We start from the raw sequence: 17842 nt of genomic DNA, 5'->3' as shown, positions 1-17842 counted from the left end.
GGGGAAGGGGCCCTCCCTGTCGGTGGGCGCCCGGGGTCGACCGGGCGGGGTACGGGTTCGCGTGGGTTCGCGTGGCTGCGGGTGGGTGCGGGTGGGCAGGGACGGGCGTCAGCCCTTCAGCGCGCCGCCCAGGGCGAAGCCGCCACCCAGCCGGCGGGCGAGGATCAGGTAGAGCATCACCACGGGGATCGAGTAGAGGATCGAGAACGCGGAGAGCTGCCCGTACTGCGTCTGGTCGTGCGCGCTGAGGAAGTTGAAGACGCTCACCGAGGCGGGCAGCTTCTCCGGCGACAGCAGCAGGATGAAGGGGACGAAGAAGTTCCCCCACATGCTGATGAAGGTGAAGATCGTCACGACGATCACGCCCGGCCACATCAGCGGCAGCACGATCCGCCACAGCACCTGCATGGAGTTGGCGCCGTCGATCCGGGCCGCCTCCTCCAGCACCACGGGCACGCCGTCCATGAAGTTCTTCATCAGCCAGATCCCGAACGGCAGCGCGGACGCGGCCAGGAAGAGCGTCGTGGCCGGCATCGAGTCGATCAGGTTGACCTGCACGAACATGCTGTAGACCGGGATCATCACCGCGGTGATCGGCAGCCCGGTGGTGAACAGGATGGTGTAGAGGAACGGCCGGCGCAGCCGCGAGCGGAACCGCGAGAGCGGGTACGCGGCCAGGATCGAGCACACCACGCAGACCAGGGTGCCGCCGCCGCACAGCAGCAGGCCGTTGAGCATCGGCCGGAAGGTCGTGTCGTAGGTGAGCACGTGGTGGAAGTTGGCGGTGGTCGGGGACGGCACGTTCAGCTTGAAGGAGGCGTGCGCGTTGAACGAGGCCAGCACCATCCACAGCAGCGGCACCAGGTAGAGCACGGAGAACAGCAGCAGGACGACGTTGATGGTGCCCCGGCTGGCCCGCACCCGGCTCCGCCGGGAGCGGCCGGTGCGGTCGCGGGACGCCGCCGGCCTGGCCGCCGCCATCCGCGGACTGTCGGTCACGGCCATCAGTACTCCCTGATCATGGTCGGTCTCCTGGTCGTTCCCCGCACGGGCGGCGCGCCGCTCACGCGTCCTCCACCTTCAGCAGCCGGATGTACACCACCGAGAACAGCGCGCCGACCACCAGCAGCACGAGGGCGATCGCCGTCCCGTACCCGATCAGGCTGTTCTGGAAGGCCTGCTGGTACATGAAGATCGGCAGCGTCTCGGTCTTGTTGCCCGGGCCGCCCCGGGTCATGGTGTAGATCAGGCCGAACACCGACAGCGTCTGCAGCGTGATCAGCATCAGGTTGGTCAGGATCGACCGCCGGATCACCGGCAGCGTCACCCGCCACAGCCGCTGCCACGCGTTCGCGCCGTCGACCTCCGCCGCCTCGACCAGCTCGCGCGGCACGTCGCTGAGCGCCGCGGAGAACACCAGCATCGAAAAGGCCGTGCCGCGCCACACGTTGGCGAGGCACACCGCCAGGATCGGCAGCGTGTACAGCCAGTTCTGCTGCGGCAGGTGCAGGAAGTGCAGGATCGCGTTGAGCGAGCCCTCCTGGTAGAAGAACGCGTACATCAGGTACCCGGCGACCACTTCGGGCAGTACCCACGCGGAGATCACCACGGTGCTGGTGAGCGACCGCACCGGCTTGGACGCCTTCTCCATCAGCACGGCCAGCGCGAGCCCGAGGGTGTTCTGCCCGATCACCGCGGAGCCGACCACGAACAGCAGCGTCAGCTCGACCGCGTTGGTGAAGTCGGAGTCCCCGAACGCCCGGGTGAAGTTGTGCAGCCCGGTGAAGTGGGTGCCGGACGCGCCGGTGAGCTGCATGTCCGTGAAGGCGTAGTAGATGCAGTAGCCGATCGGCCCGGCGAGGAACACCGCCAGCAGCACCACCGCGGGCAGCAGCGGCAGGCCGCGCAGCAGGGCGGCCAGCGAGGCCGGCAGGGGTGTCCGCTCGGCCTTGCCGCCGCCGGCCCCCCTGCGGCCGGCGGCGGGAGCGACGGACGAGGTCACTGCGTGCCCTGCATCGTGTTGTCCGCACCGACGGCGGACTTGACATCGTTATCGAACGTACTTGCCGCCTTGTCGACGCTCGCCTGACCGGTCGTCACCGACTCCATGGCCTTCTGGATGGCGCTGGAGACCTGGGTGTAGGCAGGCACTCCCGGCCGGTAGTAGGTGTCGGCGACCAGCCCGCTGAAGAACTGGTTGGTGGGCAGCGCCTTGAGGTAGGTGGGGTCGGCCGCGACGTCCTGCCGGGTGGGGATGGTCGCGTTGACGTTGTTCCACTGCGCCGAGGCGGTCTCGGTCTCCAGCGACTGGAGGAACTTCCAGGCCAGGTCGGTGTTCTTCGCCTTGGCCGGGATCGACCAGGCCCAGCCGCCGGACATGCTGACCTTGCCCTTGTCCTGCCCGTTCTGGGTGGGCATCGCGGCCTCGCCCATCGTCGTCTCCCACTGGGGCCACGGCTTGGGCCCGGTGCGGATCCAGTTGTTGGGCATCCACGAGCCGTCGAGGTCGATGGCGAGCTTGCCCTGCGGGATCATCTCCGTGCCCACCTGGGCGCCGATGTTGACGCCGAGTGCCGTCTGCACCTTCGGGCCGAGGCCCTGGCTGTAGACGGTGTGCAGGAAGTTGAGCGCGTCCTTGAAGCCGGGGCTGCCCACCACCCACTTCTGCTGCGCCGCGTTGTAGAGGGAGTCGCCGCCGGCCGCCGTGCCGTACAGCAGCATCTCGAAGCCCTGCATGGAGGACTGCTCGCCGCCGGCGGTGCCGGTGTACACGTTCAGCGGGGTGACGCCGGGCACCTTGGCCTTGATCGCGTTGGCCGCCGCGAGCACGTCGGCCCAGGTCTTCGGCTGCCAGGGCAGCGCTATCCCGGCCTGCTTGAGCAGCGTCTTGTTGTACCAGATCCCGCGGGTGTCGGTATTGTCCGGAACGCCGTAGGTCTTGCCGTCCTTGGCGTACTTCATCGCGGCCTTCGACGCGGTGGCGTACCGGCTCCAGTCCTTCCACGTGGACAGGTAGCTGTCCAGTGGCTTCAAGTACCCGCTCGCCACGTCGGAGTTGATGGTCGCGGTGTCCTCGTAGACCAGGTCCGGCGCGGTCACGGGGGAGCGCATCATCAGCTGGATCTTGGTGTAGTAGTCGTTCTCGCTGGCGGTGACGGGCACGAGCTTGACGGTGGTGCCGGGGTTCGCCTTCTCGAACTCCTTGACCTGGGCGGCCAGGAAGTCCGGTTGCACCGTATTACTGCTGTTCAGCTGTTTCTGGTAGACGACCTTGATCGTCTTGCCGGAGCTTCCGGAACCGGAACCGCAACCTGACACGGTCGCGGCCAGCACGGTGGTGATGACGGCGATGCCGGTCGCGACGGTGAATCTCGTGCGCACGCTCAACCTCCGGGGGTGTACCCGACGGGGCCCGCCGCCGGGATGGACCGAGGGCAGGTCAGGTACGGGATGCGGGAACGCCAGGGCTGCCCGCGTGGGACACCCCCATGGCTGCCAGGGCGGGCGGCGCCCTGACATGTCCGGGAAGCTAAATCCAATGGATGGAGTAAGTCAACGCTTCTGACATGTAAACTTCCCGGCGGCAGGGGGGCGTGAAACGCGGGCCGGGGGCGGGCGGTTGGGCGGTAGCCGCGCGCGGCGGGCCGGCCGGCACCGGAACGCGGGAAGCAGCAGGCGCGGCGGGCGGAGGGCAACGGGAGTGCGGGCGGACCGGGTTCTCACCGCGCTGCCGTCCTGGTGACCTGACGTTCCGGCGTCCTTGCGGGGAGGGGTCGCAGGGAGCCGGGGGAGTCGGGTGACCCGGGGGCCGGGGGCTCGGGGGAGCGGCACACCGGAGACGGGCGGGGGCCCGGATCCGAGCCCGGAACGGGTCATTGGGCGGGCTGTTCCGGGCCGTGATCCGAGCATCGGGTCGGGCCCGGAGCGGAATCGCCCGCGCTCCCGGGCCGACCCGCGACGCGGCCCCCGGCGCGGGAATCCGGGCGGGCGCGGTCACGGACAGCAGACGTGACACGGTGAGGAGAGGAACGTGACACGGTGACGCAGGGTGGAACGAACCTGCCCCGGGTGGGGGGCTACAACCAGGCCGTGATCCTCGACGCGATCCGGACCGCGGGCCAGGTCAGCCGGGTCGAACTGGCCCCGCTCACCGGCCTGACCAGCCAGACCGTCTCGAACGTCGTGCGCCGGCTGCTGGCGGCCGGCCTGATCACGGAGTCCGGCCACGCCCCGTCCAGCGGCGGCAAGCGCCGCACCCTGCTCTCCCCGCGCGCCGACGGGGCCTTCGCGGTCGGGGTGCAACTCGACCCGGACGCCGCGGTGATCGTGGTGGTCGACCTGTCCGGCGAGGTGCTCGCCTCGCGCCGGGTCAGGCTCACCGACCTCGGCGACCCGGCGCGGGTGGTGGCCCGGGTCGCGGCAGCGGCACGGCGGCTCACCGCCAGGACCCGGGTGGACCCGGCCCGGCTGCTGGGCACCGGCATTGCCACGCCCGGGCCGATCGACGGCACCGCCGGCGAGGTGGTGCTCCCGCCGAACTTCCCCGGCTGGGGCCGGGTGCCGCTCCTGGAGATGTTCGGCGCCGCCACCGGCATGCCGGTGGCGATGGACAACGACGCGACCGTCGCCGCGATCGGCGAGCGATGGATCGGCGGCCGCGCCCGCGCCGGCAGCTTCCTCTTCATCTACCTCGGTACCGGCATCGGCGCCGGCATCGTGCTCAACAACACGGTCCTGCACGGCGATTCGAGCAACGCCGGAGAGTTCGGGCACATGACGGTCGAGCCCGGCGACCGGACCTGCCACTGCGGAGGCACCAACTGCCTCGGCCCGTACGTCAGTCCTGCCGCCGTACTGGCCGACCTGACGGCGCGGCACGGCCGTTCGGCCGCGGAGCGGATCGGTCTGGCCGGCACCGACGAGGCCGTGCACGCCGACTGGAAGGTGCTGTGCCGCGCCGCGCGCCGCGGCGAGCCCGCGGCGCGCGACGTCATCCGTACGGCGGCCGCCCGCATCGGCCAGGCCGCCCGGGGCGCGGTCGCGCTGCTCGACGTCGACCGGGTGGTGCTGGGCGGGGAGGCGCTGCGCGGGATCGAGGCGATCATGTGCGAGGAGGTCGACGCGGCCGTCAACACCACATCGGTGGCGCGCGCGATCCGCCGCGTCTCGGTGGAACGCAGCGTGATCGGCGAGGCGGTGGGCGCGGTCGGCGCGGCGTCGCTGATCCTGCACGGGAGGTACGCCCCGGGGTGGCGGATGCTGACGCAGCCGTCGCCGTGAGGCGGGCCCGCGGGTTCCCGACGTCCGGTCCCTGTGCCTTTGCCGGGGCGGCGTCACCCCTGCCGGGGCCGCGTCACTCCTGCCCGGCGTCCCGGGCCGCCTGCTCGAGCCGGTCGTGGTGCTTCTCCCACCACCCGGACGCCACCGGCGGGATGCTGGTGTTGTTCTCGTTCATGCCCACGGCGCCGTCGAGGAGTTCGCGGAGGATGTCGGCGTGACCGGCGTGCCGGTGGGTGTCGGCGATCACGCGGACCGCGGCATGGTGCAGGGTCACGTCGTCCCTGCCGTCGGGCCACCACGGCACCCGGCCGACCGTGTCGAGCGCCAGCGCCTCGATCGTCGCGTCGGCGTGCGCCCAGGCGCGCCGGTAGCGCGTCACGATGTGCTCGCGTGACTCGTCGGGGCCGGCCCACATGTCCGCGTTGGGCTCGGCGGTGTCGTCCCCCCACTGGGGCCGCTCGCCCGACGGCCGCCCGAAGGTGTCGCCGAGGTAGCCGAACTCCGCGCCGGCCGCGTGCTTGACCAGGCCCAGCAGGTTGGTGCCGGTCGGTGTCATCGGACGGCGGATGTCGTACTCCGACATCCCGTCCAGCTTCCACAGCAGGGCGTCACGCGCGGTCTGGAGATAGCGCCGGAGGTCGTCCTTGGCGTCGGTCGCGGTCATGGCGGCAAGTCTGTCGCGTACGCGCCCGCTGTCCACCGGATTTCGCGGGGCGCAGCTCGGGAGGGGACCGGGGGCGGTACGTACCGGGAGCGGCGGCGGGCGCGGTGCCCGCCGCCGCCCCGTGGGCGTCGCCGCCGGTCAGTGCTTGCCGGCGGTGGCGATCCGTCCGGCGTAGCGCTGCGTCCACGCGGTGTCGGTGTCGACGGTGAGGACCACGTCGTAGGAGCCGTTCTGCGTCGGCCACGTGACGACCGTCGTGCGGCCGTGGTCCACCGTCACCTCCCGGGTGCCGCCGAGGTGGTCGTGCGCGGTCAGCGTGTACCGCACCGGCCGGGTGCCGTCGTTGTGCAGGGTGAGCTTCACCTGAGCCTCGTGCGAGCCGTGACCCTCCAGCAGGTCGGCCTCCACCCGGGGGAGCCCGCCGTCCTTCTTCCCGGCGGGCACGACCTGGCCGGCGAAGGACCGGACGAAGCCGTCGTTGGAGTAGATCGAGAACGCGTACCGGCCGTCGGTGTCCGCGGTGTCCCAGCGGTACTCGCGCGGGCCGCGGGCGGTGACGGTGAACGGCGTGCTGGAGAACGGCCGGTAGGCGTCCGGGAAGACCTGGAAGCTCAGGGCCTTGCCCTTCGGGCCCCCGGTCAGCGCCATCCGTGCGGTGACCGTCCCGCTCGCCCGGTCCTCCACGAGCGTCGCGTGCGGGTGGAAGCTCAGCGGGCGCGCCTTCATGTGGTCGGCGGCGATGGACACCGGCTGCTCGGCCGCCGGGTCCGGGAAGGCGGCCGGACCGGGCTGCGGGTGGCCGAAGTCGAGCGCGCTGGTCAGGTCGCCCGCGATCGAGCGGCGCCAGTCGCTGATGTTGGGGCAGTGGAACGGCTTGCCCAGGTGCGTCGCCCAGGTCTCCAGGAACGCGATCGTCGAGGTGTGGTCGAAGACCTCCGAGGCGACGTACCCGCCGCGGGACCACGGCGAGACCAGCAGCATCGGCACCCGCGGGCCGAAGCCGAGCGGGTAGTCCCCGGCGTACTCGGCCGCGGTGCCGGGCTCGGGCCACGGCGGCAGCACGTGGTCGAACTTCCCGTCGTTCTCGTCGTAGTTGAGGATGAAGAGCGTGTGGTTCCAGATGTCGTCGTTGCTCTGCAGGATGTCGAGCACCTTCTTGACGTAGCGCTCGCCGTGCAGGGTGTCGGCGCTCGGGTGCTCCGACCAGCCGTACGGCGCGACGATCCAGGAGACGGCCGGCAGCGGGTGCTCCGCGCCGGGCACGCAGGCGTCACGCAGGTCCTTCAGGACCGCGTCGAGGTTCTGGTCGGAGTCGTCGCTCGGCGAGGTCATGCCCGCGTAGTAGGTCGCGTTGCCGCGCCAGATCAGCCCGGTGCCGGGCTGGAGCTTCGGGTCGTCGGCGCTCAGCCCGGCCGGATCGAAGCCCTTGAAGTACTTGAGCTCGTTGTCGCCGTAGTCCCCGACCCAGCTGCTGACGTAACCCTGGCGCCCGTCACCGCTGTTGTCGGAGTAGAGCCGCCAGTCGATACCGGCCTGCTGGAGTTGCTCGGCGACGGTGGTCCACGGGCGGGAGTAGTTGGACTCGTCGGTGTTGCCGGTCTCGGTGTTGGAGGTGCCGCTCCACAGGTACTTCCGGTTGGGGTCGGTCGGCCCGAACTCGGAGCAGAAGTACTGGTCGGCGATGGTGTACTGGGCGGCCACCGAGTGGTAGAAGCCCATGTAGGCGTCGCTGTGGTGGTTCATGCAGCTGGCGCCGTTGTGCTTCACCCACTGGTCCCACGTGCGGTGGGCCACGTCGCCCCAGGCCCCGTGGTCGTTCCCCCAGGCGCCGTCGTCGACCTGCGGGGTGACGACGGCGCCGTTGGCGTCCTTCTGCTGGAAGACGCCGGTGCCGTCCTGGAACCGCAGCGCCTGCTTGTCGTCGAAGCCGCGGACGCCCGGGAGCGTGCCGAAGTAGTGGTCCAGGGACCGGTTCTCCTGCATGAGGATCACGACGTGCTTCAGGTCGGAGATGTCGCCCTTGAAGCCCTTGGGGAGGACGTAGCGCGGCTTCGACGCGGCGTGCGCGGCGCCCGTCCCGGCGGTCCCGCCGAGCACCAGCGCCCCGGCGGCGGCCCCCGCGCCCTGGATGAACCGGCGCCTGCTGGTGCCGCTCGTGATCTCGGGTCCGTCCCCGAGCGGCGGCTCGGGTGTCGGGATGATCGGATCGGGGGCCATGGACGCTCCTCGCGTGGGATGGGCGGACGGTCGGGGGACGCGTGCCGCGACTCCTCATCGAAGCGAGCGCACACCAACTGCGCGTGAACGGCACCCGAGCGATGATCAGCGGGACGTCGACCGCGGGTCGCCCCCGCCCACGGATTTGCGCGGATTCGCCCCCTTCTCCCGGTCGCGCCCACCCGGCGGAGGCGGTGCCCGTCCCTTCGGGTGTCAGACGAGGCGGTGTTCCCAGCGCAGCGACGAGCTGCCCGCGATCCAGTACGTGTGGGTGCGGGCGGTGATCCGGAGCCGCACGGCGTCGATGTCCGGACGGCCCGCGGCCTGCCAGGCGAGAAGGGCCTCCTCGACGGTGTCCCAGAGCGCCGTGGGGCCGCCCTGCCGGACCTGCCAGCCACCGTCGCGGGGAGTGAACTGGGCGAAGGACTCCCGCTCCTGGTCGAAGAGAAAGAGCAGCCTCGTCCCGTCGCTCCGCGTGGCGCGTACGAGTTGGGCGCCAGGCGCCGCGAGTTGGGCGAGGAAGGCCGGCATCCAGTCGTCCAGGCAGGCAGGAGGAACCTTCGCCTCCCTCACGCTGTCCGCGTACGCGGTCCGGGCGGACAGGTCGCCGGCCACCGGCACGACGGCCTGCGCGCGCGCCTGCATGAACGACGATCGGCCGATGATCCGGCCCTCGGCGCCGTCGTCGTCCCCGACGACGACCCTGGCCAGGCCGGTTCCGTACGGCCAGGACCCGAGAGTGGCGAGCACGATGCCACCGGACCTGGTCTGCCGGACCCAGGTGTAGGGGATGCGGCGGACCGCGCAGGTGGCGATCACCCGGTCGTACGGGGCGTTCGACGGATACCCGAGAAGCCCGTCGCCGGTGACCGTCCACGCGGAGAAGCCGAGCGTCTCCAGCGCGGCGTCCGCGCGTGCCGCGACGCCCGGGTCCACCTCGACGGTGGTCACGTTGTCCGCACCGAGGAGATGACACATCAGGGCGGCGGAGTAGCCGGTTCCCGTACCGATCTCCAGGACCCGGCCGCCCGCCTCCACGTCGAGGTGCTCGATCATGCCGACCACCGTGGACGGCATGGTGGACGAGGACGTGGGCACCCCTCTGACGGGTTCGCGGACCTGTTCGGCGGTGAGGTGGCCGTCGAGTTGGGTGGTGAGGGTGTCGTACCGGTACGCGATCTCCAGCCATCCGGAAGGGCTGGTGCCGTCCGGTGTGATCGGCCGCCAGACGCCTCCTTCGTCGAGGAACACGCCCGGGTGGAGGAAGAGCTCGCGCGGTACGGCCTCGACGGCGTCGCGCAGCCGCGGGGAGGTGAGAACACCGTCGCGGGTCAGCAGTTCGACGAGGTGCCGGCGCTGCGATGCGGAGTCGTTCACGCGTCGGCCCCTTCCGTGAGCAGATCGGCGAAGGCGGCGGACATCGGGAGGCCGGTCTCGGCCTCCAACCACCCCCACTGGCCATTGGGGTTCAGCTCCAGCCACCAGTGCTTGCCCGCCCGGTCCACGGCGAGGTCGAAGCTCCCGGACACGAGCCCCAGGCGGCGCAGGTAGGAGTGAAGCGCGGCATTCACCCGGTCGGGCAGGTGCGCCACGGAGTAGTCGAGCGCAGCGTAGTCCCTGCGCCAGTCGAGCAGCTCGGACTCGATCCGCACGGCGAAGGTGCGCCGCCCGACCACCAGCACCCGCAGGTCGGCGACCTTGTCCACCCGGACCTGGAACAGATGCGGCGCCACCCGTACGCTCTCGTCGATCTCAGCGGCGGTGACCAGCTCAGCCCACCCCGTCACCGGGATGCCGTCACGCGTGTAAGGCGTCCACCGCAGAGTCTTGTGGAGCACTTGATCGTGGGCATCGATGAAGTCCCGCGCCTCGTCGGGGTCACTGGTCACAAGAGTGGGTGGCACGACGAGGCCGAGTTGCTGCGCGAGGGCGAGCTGAGCCGGTTTGTAGTCGGCGGCCGCGGCGCGCAGGGGGTGATTGACCCAGAGCGGGCAGCCGGTTGCGTAGAGGCTGCCGCCGAGGCCGTAGCGGACCTGGGCAGCCGCGAACCGGGCTTCGTCCGGCTCCAGATGAGAGAAGGAGGGCCATTCCGGGCGGCGCCAGTACACCGACCGGACGCGAGCCAGATCGGCGGTCCTCGACGGCGTGCGCAGCAGCCCGACGACGGAGGTCGAAGTGCTGCCGAACCGAGCCGAGAGGGTCAGGCCCGTGCCCATGTCCGCCGGATTGAACCTGACGACCGGCACCCTCCGCAGGTTGAGGTGGGTGATCACCATGTCCGCTGTCAGGTCGTCCGCCTCGGTGGCCACCAGGACCGGCCTTTCCTCGTTCATGGCGTCAGTCCTGCTCGGAGTCCTGGTCGTGGCCCTGATCGTTCCTGGAGTCCGAGTTCGTGGTCGTAGAGGTCTCCGTGCCCTTGCTGGTGCCGTGTGCGCCCATGGTGACCACGTGGCCGGCGGTGTCGCGGAAGACACCGAGCTGCGTCGCGGGATCGATGGTGACCGAGGCATGCGGGCGCTGCACGGTGGTCGGATAGGGGGCCAGGCGGCCGGTGCCCCACGGCGGGCCGACGAAGGGTTGTTGCACGACGGGCATGACGAGGTCTCCTCGGGTTTGACGGCGCGGCGATGAGCAGCGCGGCGCGATCCGGTCGCGGGTGAGTGAGGTCTGCCGACCGGCGGATCACGGACGCTTCTGCCCTACGGAACCGTGTCCGGGCTGAGAGCGGAACTACGAGGAAGGGCCGAGAGCATGAAAGCCATGAAAGTGCGGTCCTGGTTGTCCGCCCCGATCCTCCTAAGCGGCTGTTCCCTTGACTGCTGCCACGCGCCTTACGCGTTCCGCCAGTTCACGGACGGAGCGGGATGTGCGATGACTGCGAAGCATTCTCCGCATGCCGTCGAAGTGTTCGTCGCCACGAGAGGAGGAGACCTGCTCGTAGTCACTGAGGAAGGTCGACCACGTCGCGCATGCCGCGTCCAGGTGGCCGAGTTCCAGTTGCCGTTGTGCAAGGAGGCCGAGGGCGTGGACGCGTCCTTGCCGCTCCTGCTCGGGCTGAGCACGGAGGCAGTCCTGCATGGCCTCGACGGAGCCGGGGAGGTCGCCGAGGCTGCAGAGGACGGCGCTGGTGTGGAAGAGGAACGCGGACAGGTCGTATCCGCCCACGGCATCCTTGCGGGAGTCCGCCTTGGACAGTGCCTTCTCGGTCTCGGCGAGCCGGGTGAAGGCCGTGCCCCGGTCCCCCGTCATCGCCGCGGACGCAGCTTGTTGTCCGGCGAGGAACGCGTGCAGCCGAGGGCCTGCCTTGGGGGATGCTTCGGCGGCCGCGTCCGCCAGCCCGAGCGCCTTGCTGCCGTACCCGAGGTTGCCCGCCTGAAGACTCATCCCTCGCAGCGTCCGGCAGTACGTGACATGGTCCTCGGCCGCTCCGGCGAGGCTCAGGGCTTTGACGTAGTAGCGCTGGCCGAGGCCGTGCTCGCGCTCGTACATCGCCATCCAACCGGTCAGGTAGACCAGGTCGGAGGCAGCCGAGAGCATGTTCGCGCGGACGGCGGACGTGGCGTCTGCCCGCAGGTACGGCGAGACGGTGTTGACGAGGAACGCCGCCGCCATGGGCCGGGCGTGTCCGCCGCCGAAGATGTCGAGTATGTCGGCGATCCGCTCCGTCATCGACCGGACGACCGCCACCTCTCCGGCTCCGACGCGTGTGGTCGGGCGGGCGCTCGCCGTCCGGTCCGTGCCCGCCAGTTCCGGATATCCCGGCGCGACGAGTGCCGCGGAGTACAACGCCTTGGTCAGTACACCCCTGCGGGAAGGATCCATGTCCGCCTTTCCGAGTTCGAGGAGATCGTCAACGGACTCTCTCCGTTCGGTGCACGTGGCAGGGCCGTCGACCGCCAACCCGGCTTCCTGCAGAGTGACAGGGCGCCGGAGTTTTCGGGCGAACGCCTCCACGATGAGCGGCCGTACCTTGGCCCGCGGCATCGTGCCGCCCACCCAGTGGCTCACCGCGCTCTGGTCGTAGTGCAGTGACATGCCGGCCTCCTGACCGGCGCGGTTGACCGCGCGGGCGCACTGGGTCATCGACCAGTCCGCCTCGTGGAGCAGTGCCGCAAGACCGGCGTTGCGCGGAGTCCGGTGGGCCATCCTGGTCAACTCCCGCGAGGTCCAAGGATTTCCGAGGGTCCGGTGCTCGCCCTCCGTCTTCACGGTACCGCTCAGAGTAGCGACGTGGCCGGTGCGATGTACTGCCCCGCACGATGGTCGACGCTGAAGTGGAGCCGTGCCACCGCGGCGGACTCGAGCCGTACTTCCTCCGTGCCGAGCAGACCTCCGACCATCCTCCGGTGGCCGCGCCCCCGCCCCCGCGCGGGCGTCATGAGCGCGGCGCGTCCGGTCCACCCGGAGCGCGGCTCGGGTGCCCCGCGTGCATGCCCCCGCCCGCCGCCCGCCGCGGCGCCCCCGCCTCCTCCCCGTACCCCCCGCGTCGCCAGCGTATCTCCGGGAAAGAAGCGACCCCTGGTGCGGCTGTGAACGGAGAGCGTGGCGCGATCCCGCGCCGCCCGTACCGGCACGATCCCGGCCGGCCCGGCCCCGCACCGGCCCACCCCGTTCACCGCCTGCCCCGACGCCACCCCCGCCCCCCGGGACGGCCCCTCACCCCGAGTGATCCGACCACCCGCCCAGGTTATTGACGCGCCGTCACCCGCTGGCTAGCTTCCGATGAGAGCGCTCTCCCCCCCAGCGGCGCGCCCGGTGCGCCAGGTCAAGGTTCAGGAGCCCCCCATGCGTGCAATGAGACCCCTGCGCATCGCTGTCCTCGCGGCAGTTCTGACAACGATGTCAACCGCCGTGGCCCAAGGTGCCGCGGCGCCCTCGGCCAGCGCGGCCACCACGATCTGCAACAAGTACTGCGACACCCGCGACCCGGCCCTGAGTCCGGGGGACCGGCAGCCGGTGAGCACCACGATCTCCTCCCGCTCGATCGTGCTGCACTTCGACGACACGGACGCGATGGCGTGGGGGTCGATCGGCAACGGCGGCGCGGGCGACGAGGTGTGGCTCGACCGTTCGATGGACGGCGGCCGGACCTGGAGCGACGGCAGCAAGCTCGGCGACACCACGGTGCCGTCCGGGCAGGGCGGTTGGCGCACCCTGATGTACAACGTCGACGACTGGAACACCGAGGGTGTCGGGGCGGTGCGCGCGTGCGGGATGGCCGCCGGCTCGTCCGCCATCGCCTGCACCTCCTGGGCCCGCACCACCTGGAACGCCGGTGACAGGCGCACCGCCGCCGCGACCGCGCTGATGATGTCCTACGACCGCGGCACCAAGCTGTTCGGCGGCAACGGCTGGTGGACCAGCGCCAACGCGCTGACCGCGATCATCGACAACGCCCGCGTGTCGGGCATGGGCAGCTACAAGTACGCGATCAACGAGACGTACGACGCGAACATCAACGCGCAGGGCGGCAACTTCACCAACGGCTATCTGGACGACACCGGTTGGTGGGGCCTGGCCTGGGTGGACGCGTACGACATGACCGGTGACAGCCGCTACCTGAACACCGCCCGTGCCGACGCGGACCACATGTACGACAACTGGAACAGCACCTGCGGCGGCGGCGTGCGGTGGAGCACGGACGGCGAGTACAAGAACGCCATCACCAACGAGCTGTTCCTCTACCTGACCGCCGCGCTGCACAACCGGATCTCCGGTGACACCACCTACCTCAGCCGGGCGAACACCGAGTGGTCGTGGTTCCAGAACAGCGGGATGATCAACGGCAGCCACATGATCAACGACGGGCTCAGCGACGCCTGCGTCAACAACGGCCAGACCACATGGACGTACAACCAGGGCGTGGTGCTGGGCGGGTTGACCGAGCTGTACAAGGCGACAGGCAACTCCGGCCTGCTGGACACCGCCCGCACCCTCGCCAACGCGTCCACCAGCACGCTCCAGTCCGGCGGTGTGCTGCGCGAGCCGGGCGAGGGGGACTCCTGCACCGGCGACGGGCCCAGCTTCAAGGGCGCCTACGTACGGGGGCTGGGCAAGCTGAACACCCAGCTCTCCGACCACCCGTACGCCGCCGACCTGAGCGCGTGGGCCAACTCGGCATACACCAAGGACCGCAACTCCCTGGACCAGTACGGGCCGCACTGGGCCGGCGGTGCCGGCACCAGTGACTACGGCTGCCAGCAGAGTGTGCTCGATCTGCTCAACGCGGCTGGCTGACACGGCCGTTCGACGTCCGCACGCCCTCCCCCCACCCGTACAAGGAGCGTGGAACGAAGATGAGACGACCTCCCGCACTTCTCGCGATGGCGCTCGCCGCCGCCTTGGGCATCGCCGCGGGCGCCGCGGTGCCGGCCGCCGCCGCCGGCAGCGGCAGCGGTCACGACCGCGGGGCCGCCCCGGCCGCGACCGCCTCCAGCCTGCGCGTCATGCCGCTGGGCGACTCGATCACCTGGGGCGTCGGCAGCAGCACCGGTGACAGCTACCGGGGCGACCTGTGGAACGAACTGGCCGCCGAGGGGCACGCGTTGGACTTCGTCGGGTCCGGGCGCGACGGCACGATGTCCGACCCCGACAACGAAGGGCACTCCGGCTGGCGGATCGACCAGATCGCCGGCATCGCGGACAGCGTGCTTGCCCGCTACCGGCCGAACGTCGTCACGCTGGAGATCGGGACCAACGACCTCAACCAGAACTACGAGGTGTCCACGGCCACCGACCGGCTGCACGCGCTGATCGACCAGATCACCGCGGACGTGCCGGACGCCACGGTGCTGGTCGGTTCGCTGATCGTGTCCACCAATCCGGTGGAGGAGCCCAACCGGCCGGCCTTCAACCAGGCGGTGCCCGGCATCGTCCAGTCCGAGCAGGCCGCGGGCAAGCACGTGCGGTTCGTGGACATGAGCGCGCTGACCGCCGCGGACCTGTCCGACCAGCTCCACCCCAACGACGGCGGCTACCAGAAGATGGCCGACGCCTTCAACGCGGGCATCCAGGCCGCCGACGCCGCCGGGTGGATCACGCCGCCGGTGCCCACCGGCGGCGTGGTGTACTCCGGCATCTCCGGCAAGTGCCTGGACGACAACGGCGACAGCAGCACGAACGGCACCGCCGTGCAGCTGTGGACGTGCAACTACAGTGACGCCCAGTGGTGGACGCTCCACAGCGACAACACGCTGCGCGCCGTGGGCAAGTGCCTCGACGCCACCGGCGCGGGCACCGCCAACGGCACGAAGGTGGAGATCTGGGACTGCAACGGCGGGGCCAACCAGGTCTGGCAGCCTTACAACGGCGGCTACCGCAACCCGGTCTCCGGACGCTGCCTGGACGACCCCAGCTCCTCGACCACGGACGGCACGCAGCTCCAGCTGTGGGACTGCAACGGCACCGGCGCCCAGCAGTGGACGACCCTGCCCGCCGTCTAGTGCCGTGCCGGGCGCCGCGAAACGGTGAACCTTTCCGGCCACGGTATTGGCCGCACACGGCAAACGGCACGCGCCGGCCACGGGGCACCCTCCCGTGGCCGGCGCGTGCGCGCTTCGGACCTGCCTCAGACCCGGTCGGCCACGATCAGCAGGTACTGGAAACTGCCGTTCCGGTACGCCGTGATGAACGGCTCCTCGATCCCGGTGACCAGGTGTTCGGCGTCCTTGCGCAGCTCCCAGTACGGGAGGGCGGCCTCGGTGAGGTCCTCGACGTGCACGGGGACGAGCCGGTTGGCCGCCATCGCCCGGAAGTACGCCGACCGCGGGTGGATGTCGCAGATGTAGTGCGCGTTGATGAGGGACACCTCGCGCGACGCCTGCCCGTAGGTGTCGTTGTAGCAGCCGGTGATCACCACGTAGCGCCCGCCGCGGCGCAGCAGCCGGGCGTGCTCGGCGAAGAGCAGGTCCAACTCGACGTACATCGTGGACTCGTTGTTCCAGGAGGCCGCGTAGCCCCCGGTCGAGAAGCCGGTGTCGAGCATGTTGCGGTGGTGGTAGCGCACCTTGCCGTCGACGCCGCGGGCGCGCGCCTGCTCGTTGGCGAAGTCCGCCTGCTTGGAGGAGATCGTCACGCCGTCGGCGGAGCAGCCGTACCGCAGGTTCGCCACGACGCTGCCGCCGCCGCGCCCGCACCCGGCGTCGAAGACCCGGTCGGCGGAGGTCAGCGGGCCGAGGTGGGAGGCGAGCAGTTCGGCCTGGGCGTGCTCCAGCCGGTGCAGTTCGGCGGTGATGCGGTCCCGGCGAAGGGCGGGGTCGGTCTCGTCGAGTACCGACCAGTCGGCCTCGCCGATGCCGTAGTGGTGGTGGTAGAGGTCGTCGATCTTTCCGAGTTCGAGGTTGACCGGGTTCTCCTCGGCGTTCCAGTAGTCCGCGACACGCGTCTGGTACGTGGACTGGGTCGGTACCGGTGCGGTGCTGGTACCGGGGTGCTGAATGGTCAACGCTGACTCCTCTGGTGCTCGGGTGCTGTTCCTTGTGCCGGTGAAGCGTGGTGCGCCTACCAGTAGTTCGGCAGGTGGTAGCGGTGGGTGTTGGTCGCGTGCCACTCGTGGTTGCCGGCCACCCAGTCCGACAGGCCGCGCGCGTAGCGCCCGATGACGGGCGAGGCCGCCGACAGCGCGGCGGCCTCCTCCTCGAAGGAGTCCATGATCCGGTTGTGGATCTCGACGCTGCGCAGGTAGGCCGCCTTCAGCCCGTGCCCCTCGTTGGCGGCGACCACCTGCGGCAGGTTGAGGTGCGTGGGGTCCCCGGCCAGTTCCTTGGTGAAGGAGTACAGGTCGTTGACGATGGTCGTCGCGTTGCAGGCGAGGGCGGTGATGCGCTGGATCTCCGGGCGGGCGTGGACGGCCTCGGGCAGCTCGTAGCCGTCGACCGCGTCCACGATGGACAGGCAGGGACGGAAGTTGTTGAACTGCCGCATCACCAGGTACTCCCAGACCGTGGGCGTGTACCGGGTCTCGGCCCAGGCCGCCTCGGCGAGGTAGCCCAGGTGCAGGCGGGCGATGTCGTGCACGAAGCGCAGGGACTGGCTCGGCGTGGCGAAGCCGGCGTAGTCCGCCATCGCCCAGTGGTACGAGCGCAGCGGCCCGTCGGCCTGCATGCCGCGCCGCCACTCCTCCTCCAGCTCGGGCGTGCCGTGGTACGGGTCGATCGCGGACTGGGCCATGATCAGCGGGCCGCCCAGCCCGCGGTGCGATCCGCCCCGGTCCTCCTCCTCCTCGCAGTAGCAGGAGTCGACGAGGTTCTCGGCGAGCAGGAGTTCGCCCGCGACGGTGAGGCGTTCCAGGTCCGCGGCGGCCGGGTGCTGGAGCACCACCGCCCGGCCGAACTGGAACCCGGAGAAGTCGCCCTGCCACGCGGTGGGGAACAGGTCGAGGTCGTGCGCCCACGCCTCCAGCCGGCGGTCGACCTCCTTGACCTTCTCCGGGTCGGCGGGGGCGACGGGCCGGTACCGGAGCCCGGGGACCGCCCCGGTGCGGCGGGCGGGCGCGGGGCGGGGGATGCCCGCCGGGCCCGGCGGCACCCAGCGCGCGGGCCCGGTCCCGGCGCCCGGGTCCGGCTCTGCGGCCGCAGCCGGCTCCGTGGCGGGGTCCTGCTCCATGGCCGCAACCGGCTCCGAATCCGGAACGGTGTCCGAGGCCGTACTCGTACTCGGGGGCGCGCTCATGCCGTACTCCGC

14 protein-coding genes are annotated in these 17842 nt (G+C 70.7%); 3 read left to right on the top strand and 11 right to left on the bottom strand.

Features of this window, described 5'->3' with window-relative positions; genetic code table 11:
* Window positions 1–108: 108 nt before the first annotated feature.
* From C4U44_RS16235 to C4U44_RS16225, 3 genes are read right to left on the bottom strand one after another with little or no spacing between them, the layout of a single operon-like run.
* Window positions 109–1005 (bottom strand): carbohydrate ABC transporter permease, encoded by an 897-nt coding sequence (locus C4U44_RS16235; protein ID WP_103886508.1) that lies wholly within the window; start codon window positions 1003–1005, stop codon window positions 109–111.
* 58 nt (window positions 1006–1063) lie between these two features.
* The gene (locus C4U44_RS16230) at window positions 1064–2002 is read right to left on the bottom strand and encodes a carbohydrate ABC transporter permease (RefSeq protein WP_103886507.1); all 939 of its coding nucleotides are present in this window, start codon (window positions 2000–2002) and stop codon (window positions 1064–1066) included.
* On the bottom strand, window positions 1999–3381 hold the full coding sequence (locus tag C4U44_RS16225) for an extracellular solute-binding protein (protein ID WP_235032127.1): 1383 nt from the start codon (window positions 3379–3381) through the stop codon (window positions 1999–2001). Before C4U44_RS16225 ends, C4U44_RS16230 begins: the two co-directional genes overlap by 4 nt.
* 657 nt (window positions 3382–4038) lie before the next feature.
* Between C4U44_RS16225 and C4U44_RS16220 the strand changes: the two genes are divergently transcribed.
* Window positions 4039–5280: an ROK family transcriptional regulator gene (locus tag C4U44_RS16220; RefSeq protein WP_235032126.1), complete on the top strand. Its 1242-nt coding sequence runs from the start codon at window positions 4039–4041 to the stop codon at window positions 5278–5280.
* A gap of 73 nt (window positions 5281–5353) precedes the next feature.
* Here C4U44_RS16220 and C4U44_RS16215 read toward each other — a convergent pair whose 3' ends face one another.
* From C4U44_RS16215 to C4U44_RS16190, 6 genes are all read right to left on the bottom strand, one after another.
* Window positions 5354–5944: a DinB family protein gene (locus C4U44_RS16215; RefSeq protein WP_103886504.1), complete on the bottom strand. Its 591-nt coding sequence runs from the start codon at window positions 5942–5944 to the stop codon at window positions 5354–5356.
* Between the two features lie 138 nt (window positions 5945–6082).
* Complete coding sequence (locus C4U44_RS16210) at window positions 6083–8161, bottom strand: alkaline phosphatase family protein (RefSeq protein WP_103886503.1); 2079 nt, start codon at window positions 8159–8161, stop codon at window positions 6083–6085.
* A 213-nt stretch (window positions 8162–8374) separates the two neighbouring features.
* The gene (tgmC, locus tag C4U44_RS16205) at window positions 8375–9538 is read right to left on the bottom strand and encodes an ATP-grasp peptide maturase system methyltransferase (RefSeq protein WP_103886502.1); all 1164 of its coding nucleotides are present in this window, start codon (window positions 9536–9538) and stop codon (window positions 8375–8377) included.
* Complete coding sequence (gene tgmB / locus C4U44_RS16200; RefSeq protein WP_103886501.1) at window positions 9535–10494, bottom strand: ATP-grasp ribosomal peptide maturase; 960 nt, start codon at window positions 10492–10494, stop codon at window positions 9535–9537. Before tgmB ends, tgmC begins: the two co-directional genes overlap by 4 nt.
* Window positions 10495–10498: 4 nt before the next feature.
* Entirely contained in the window at window positions 10499–10756 is a 258-nt protein-coding gene (gene tgmA / locus C4U44_RS16195; RefSeq protein WP_103886500.1) for a putative ATP-grasp-modified RiPP, read from the bottom strand.
* A 201-nt stretch (window positions 10757–10957) separates the two neighbouring features.
* Window positions 10958–12307, bottom strand: a complete 1350-nt coding sequence (locus tag C4U44_RS16190) for a hypothetical protein (protein WP_103886499.1) — start codon at window positions 12305–12307, stop codon at window positions 10958–10960.
* A 693-nt stretch (window positions 12308–13000) separates the two neighbouring features.
* Between C4U44_RS16190 and C4U44_RS16185 the strand changes: the two genes are divergently transcribed.
* The gene (locus tag C4U44_RS16185) at window positions 13001–14398 is read left to right on the top strand and encodes a glycoside hydrolase family 76 protein (RefSeq protein WP_235032125.1); all 1398 of its coding nucleotides are present in this window, start codon (window positions 13001–13003) and stop codon (window positions 14396–14398) included.
* A gap of 59 nt (window positions 14399–14457) precedes the next feature.
* Window positions 14458–15603 (top strand): SGNH/GDSL hydrolase family protein, encoded by a 1146-nt coding sequence (locus tag C4U44_RS16180; protein ID WP_103886497.1) that lies wholly within the window; start codon window positions 14458–14460, stop codon window positions 15601–15603.
* A 125-nt stretch (window positions 15604–15728) separates the two neighbouring features.
* Here the strand turns inward: C4U44_RS16180 and C4U44_RS16175 are convergent, their stop codons facing one another.
* Window positions 15729–16604, bottom strand: a complete 876-nt coding sequence (locus tag C4U44_RS16175) for a geranyl diphosphate 2-C-methyltransferase (protein ID WP_103886496.1) — start codon at window positions 16602–16604, stop codon at window positions 15729–15731.
* Window positions 16605–16660: 56 nt separating this feature from the next.
* Complete coding sequence (locus C4U44_RS16170) at window positions 16661–17764, bottom strand: family 2 encapsulin nanocompartment cargo protein terpene cyclase (RefSeq protein WP_235032124.1); 1104 nt, start codon at window positions 17762–17764, stop codon at window positions 16661–16663.
* Window positions 17765–17842 lie beyond the last annotated feature (78 nt).

It is taken from the genome of Actinacidiphila yanglinensis, assembly GCF_900107965.1.
In the GTDB taxonomy this organism is placed as follows: Bacteria; Actinomycetota; Actinomycetes; order Streptomycetales; family Streptomycetaceae; genus Actinacidiphila; species Actinacidiphila yanglinensis.
This window is presented reverse-complemented; position numbering and strand designations above follow the sequence as displayed.

Excerpts from the sequence above, each read along its gene's own strand:
- C4U44_RS16215 (WP_103886504.1), bottom strand. The coding sequence starts at position 5,944 with ATGACCGCGACCGACGCCAAGGACGACCTCCGGCGCTATCTCCAGACC.
- C4U44_RS16210 (WP_103886503.1), bottom strand. The coding sequence starts at position 8,161 with ATGGCCCCCGATCCGATCATCCCGACACCCGAGCCGCCGCTCGGGGAC.
- tgmA (WP_103886500.1), bottom strand. The coding sequence starts at position 10,756 with ATGCCCGTCGTGCAACAACCCTTCGTCGGCCCGCCGTGGGGCACCGGC.
- C4U44_RS16180 (WP_103886497.1), top strand. The coding sequence starts at position 14,458 with ATGAGACGACCTCCCGCACTTCTCGCGATGGCGCTCGCCGCCGCCTTG.
- C4U44_RS16235 (WP_103886508.1), bottom strand. The coding sequence starts at position 1,005 with ATGGCCGTGACCGACAGTCCGCGGATGGCGGCGGCCAGGCCGGCGGCG.
- C4U44_RS16170 (WP_235032124.1), bottom strand. The coding sequence starts at position 17,764 with ATGGAGCAGGACCCCGCCACGGAGCCGGCTGCGGCCGCAGAGCCGGAC.
- tgmB (WP_103886501.1), bottom strand. The coding sequence starts at position 10,494 with ATGAACGAGGAAAGGCCGGTCCTGGTGGCCACCGAGGCGGACGACCTG.
- C4U44_RS16190 (WP_103886499.1), bottom strand. The coding sequence starts at position 12,307 with ATGGCCCACCGGACTCCGCGCAACGCCGGTCTTGCGGCACTGCTCCAC.
- C4U44_RS16185 (WP_235032125.1), top strand. The coding sequence starts at position 13,001 with ATGTCAACCGCCGTGGCCCAAGGTGCCGCGGCGCCCTCGGCCAGCGCG.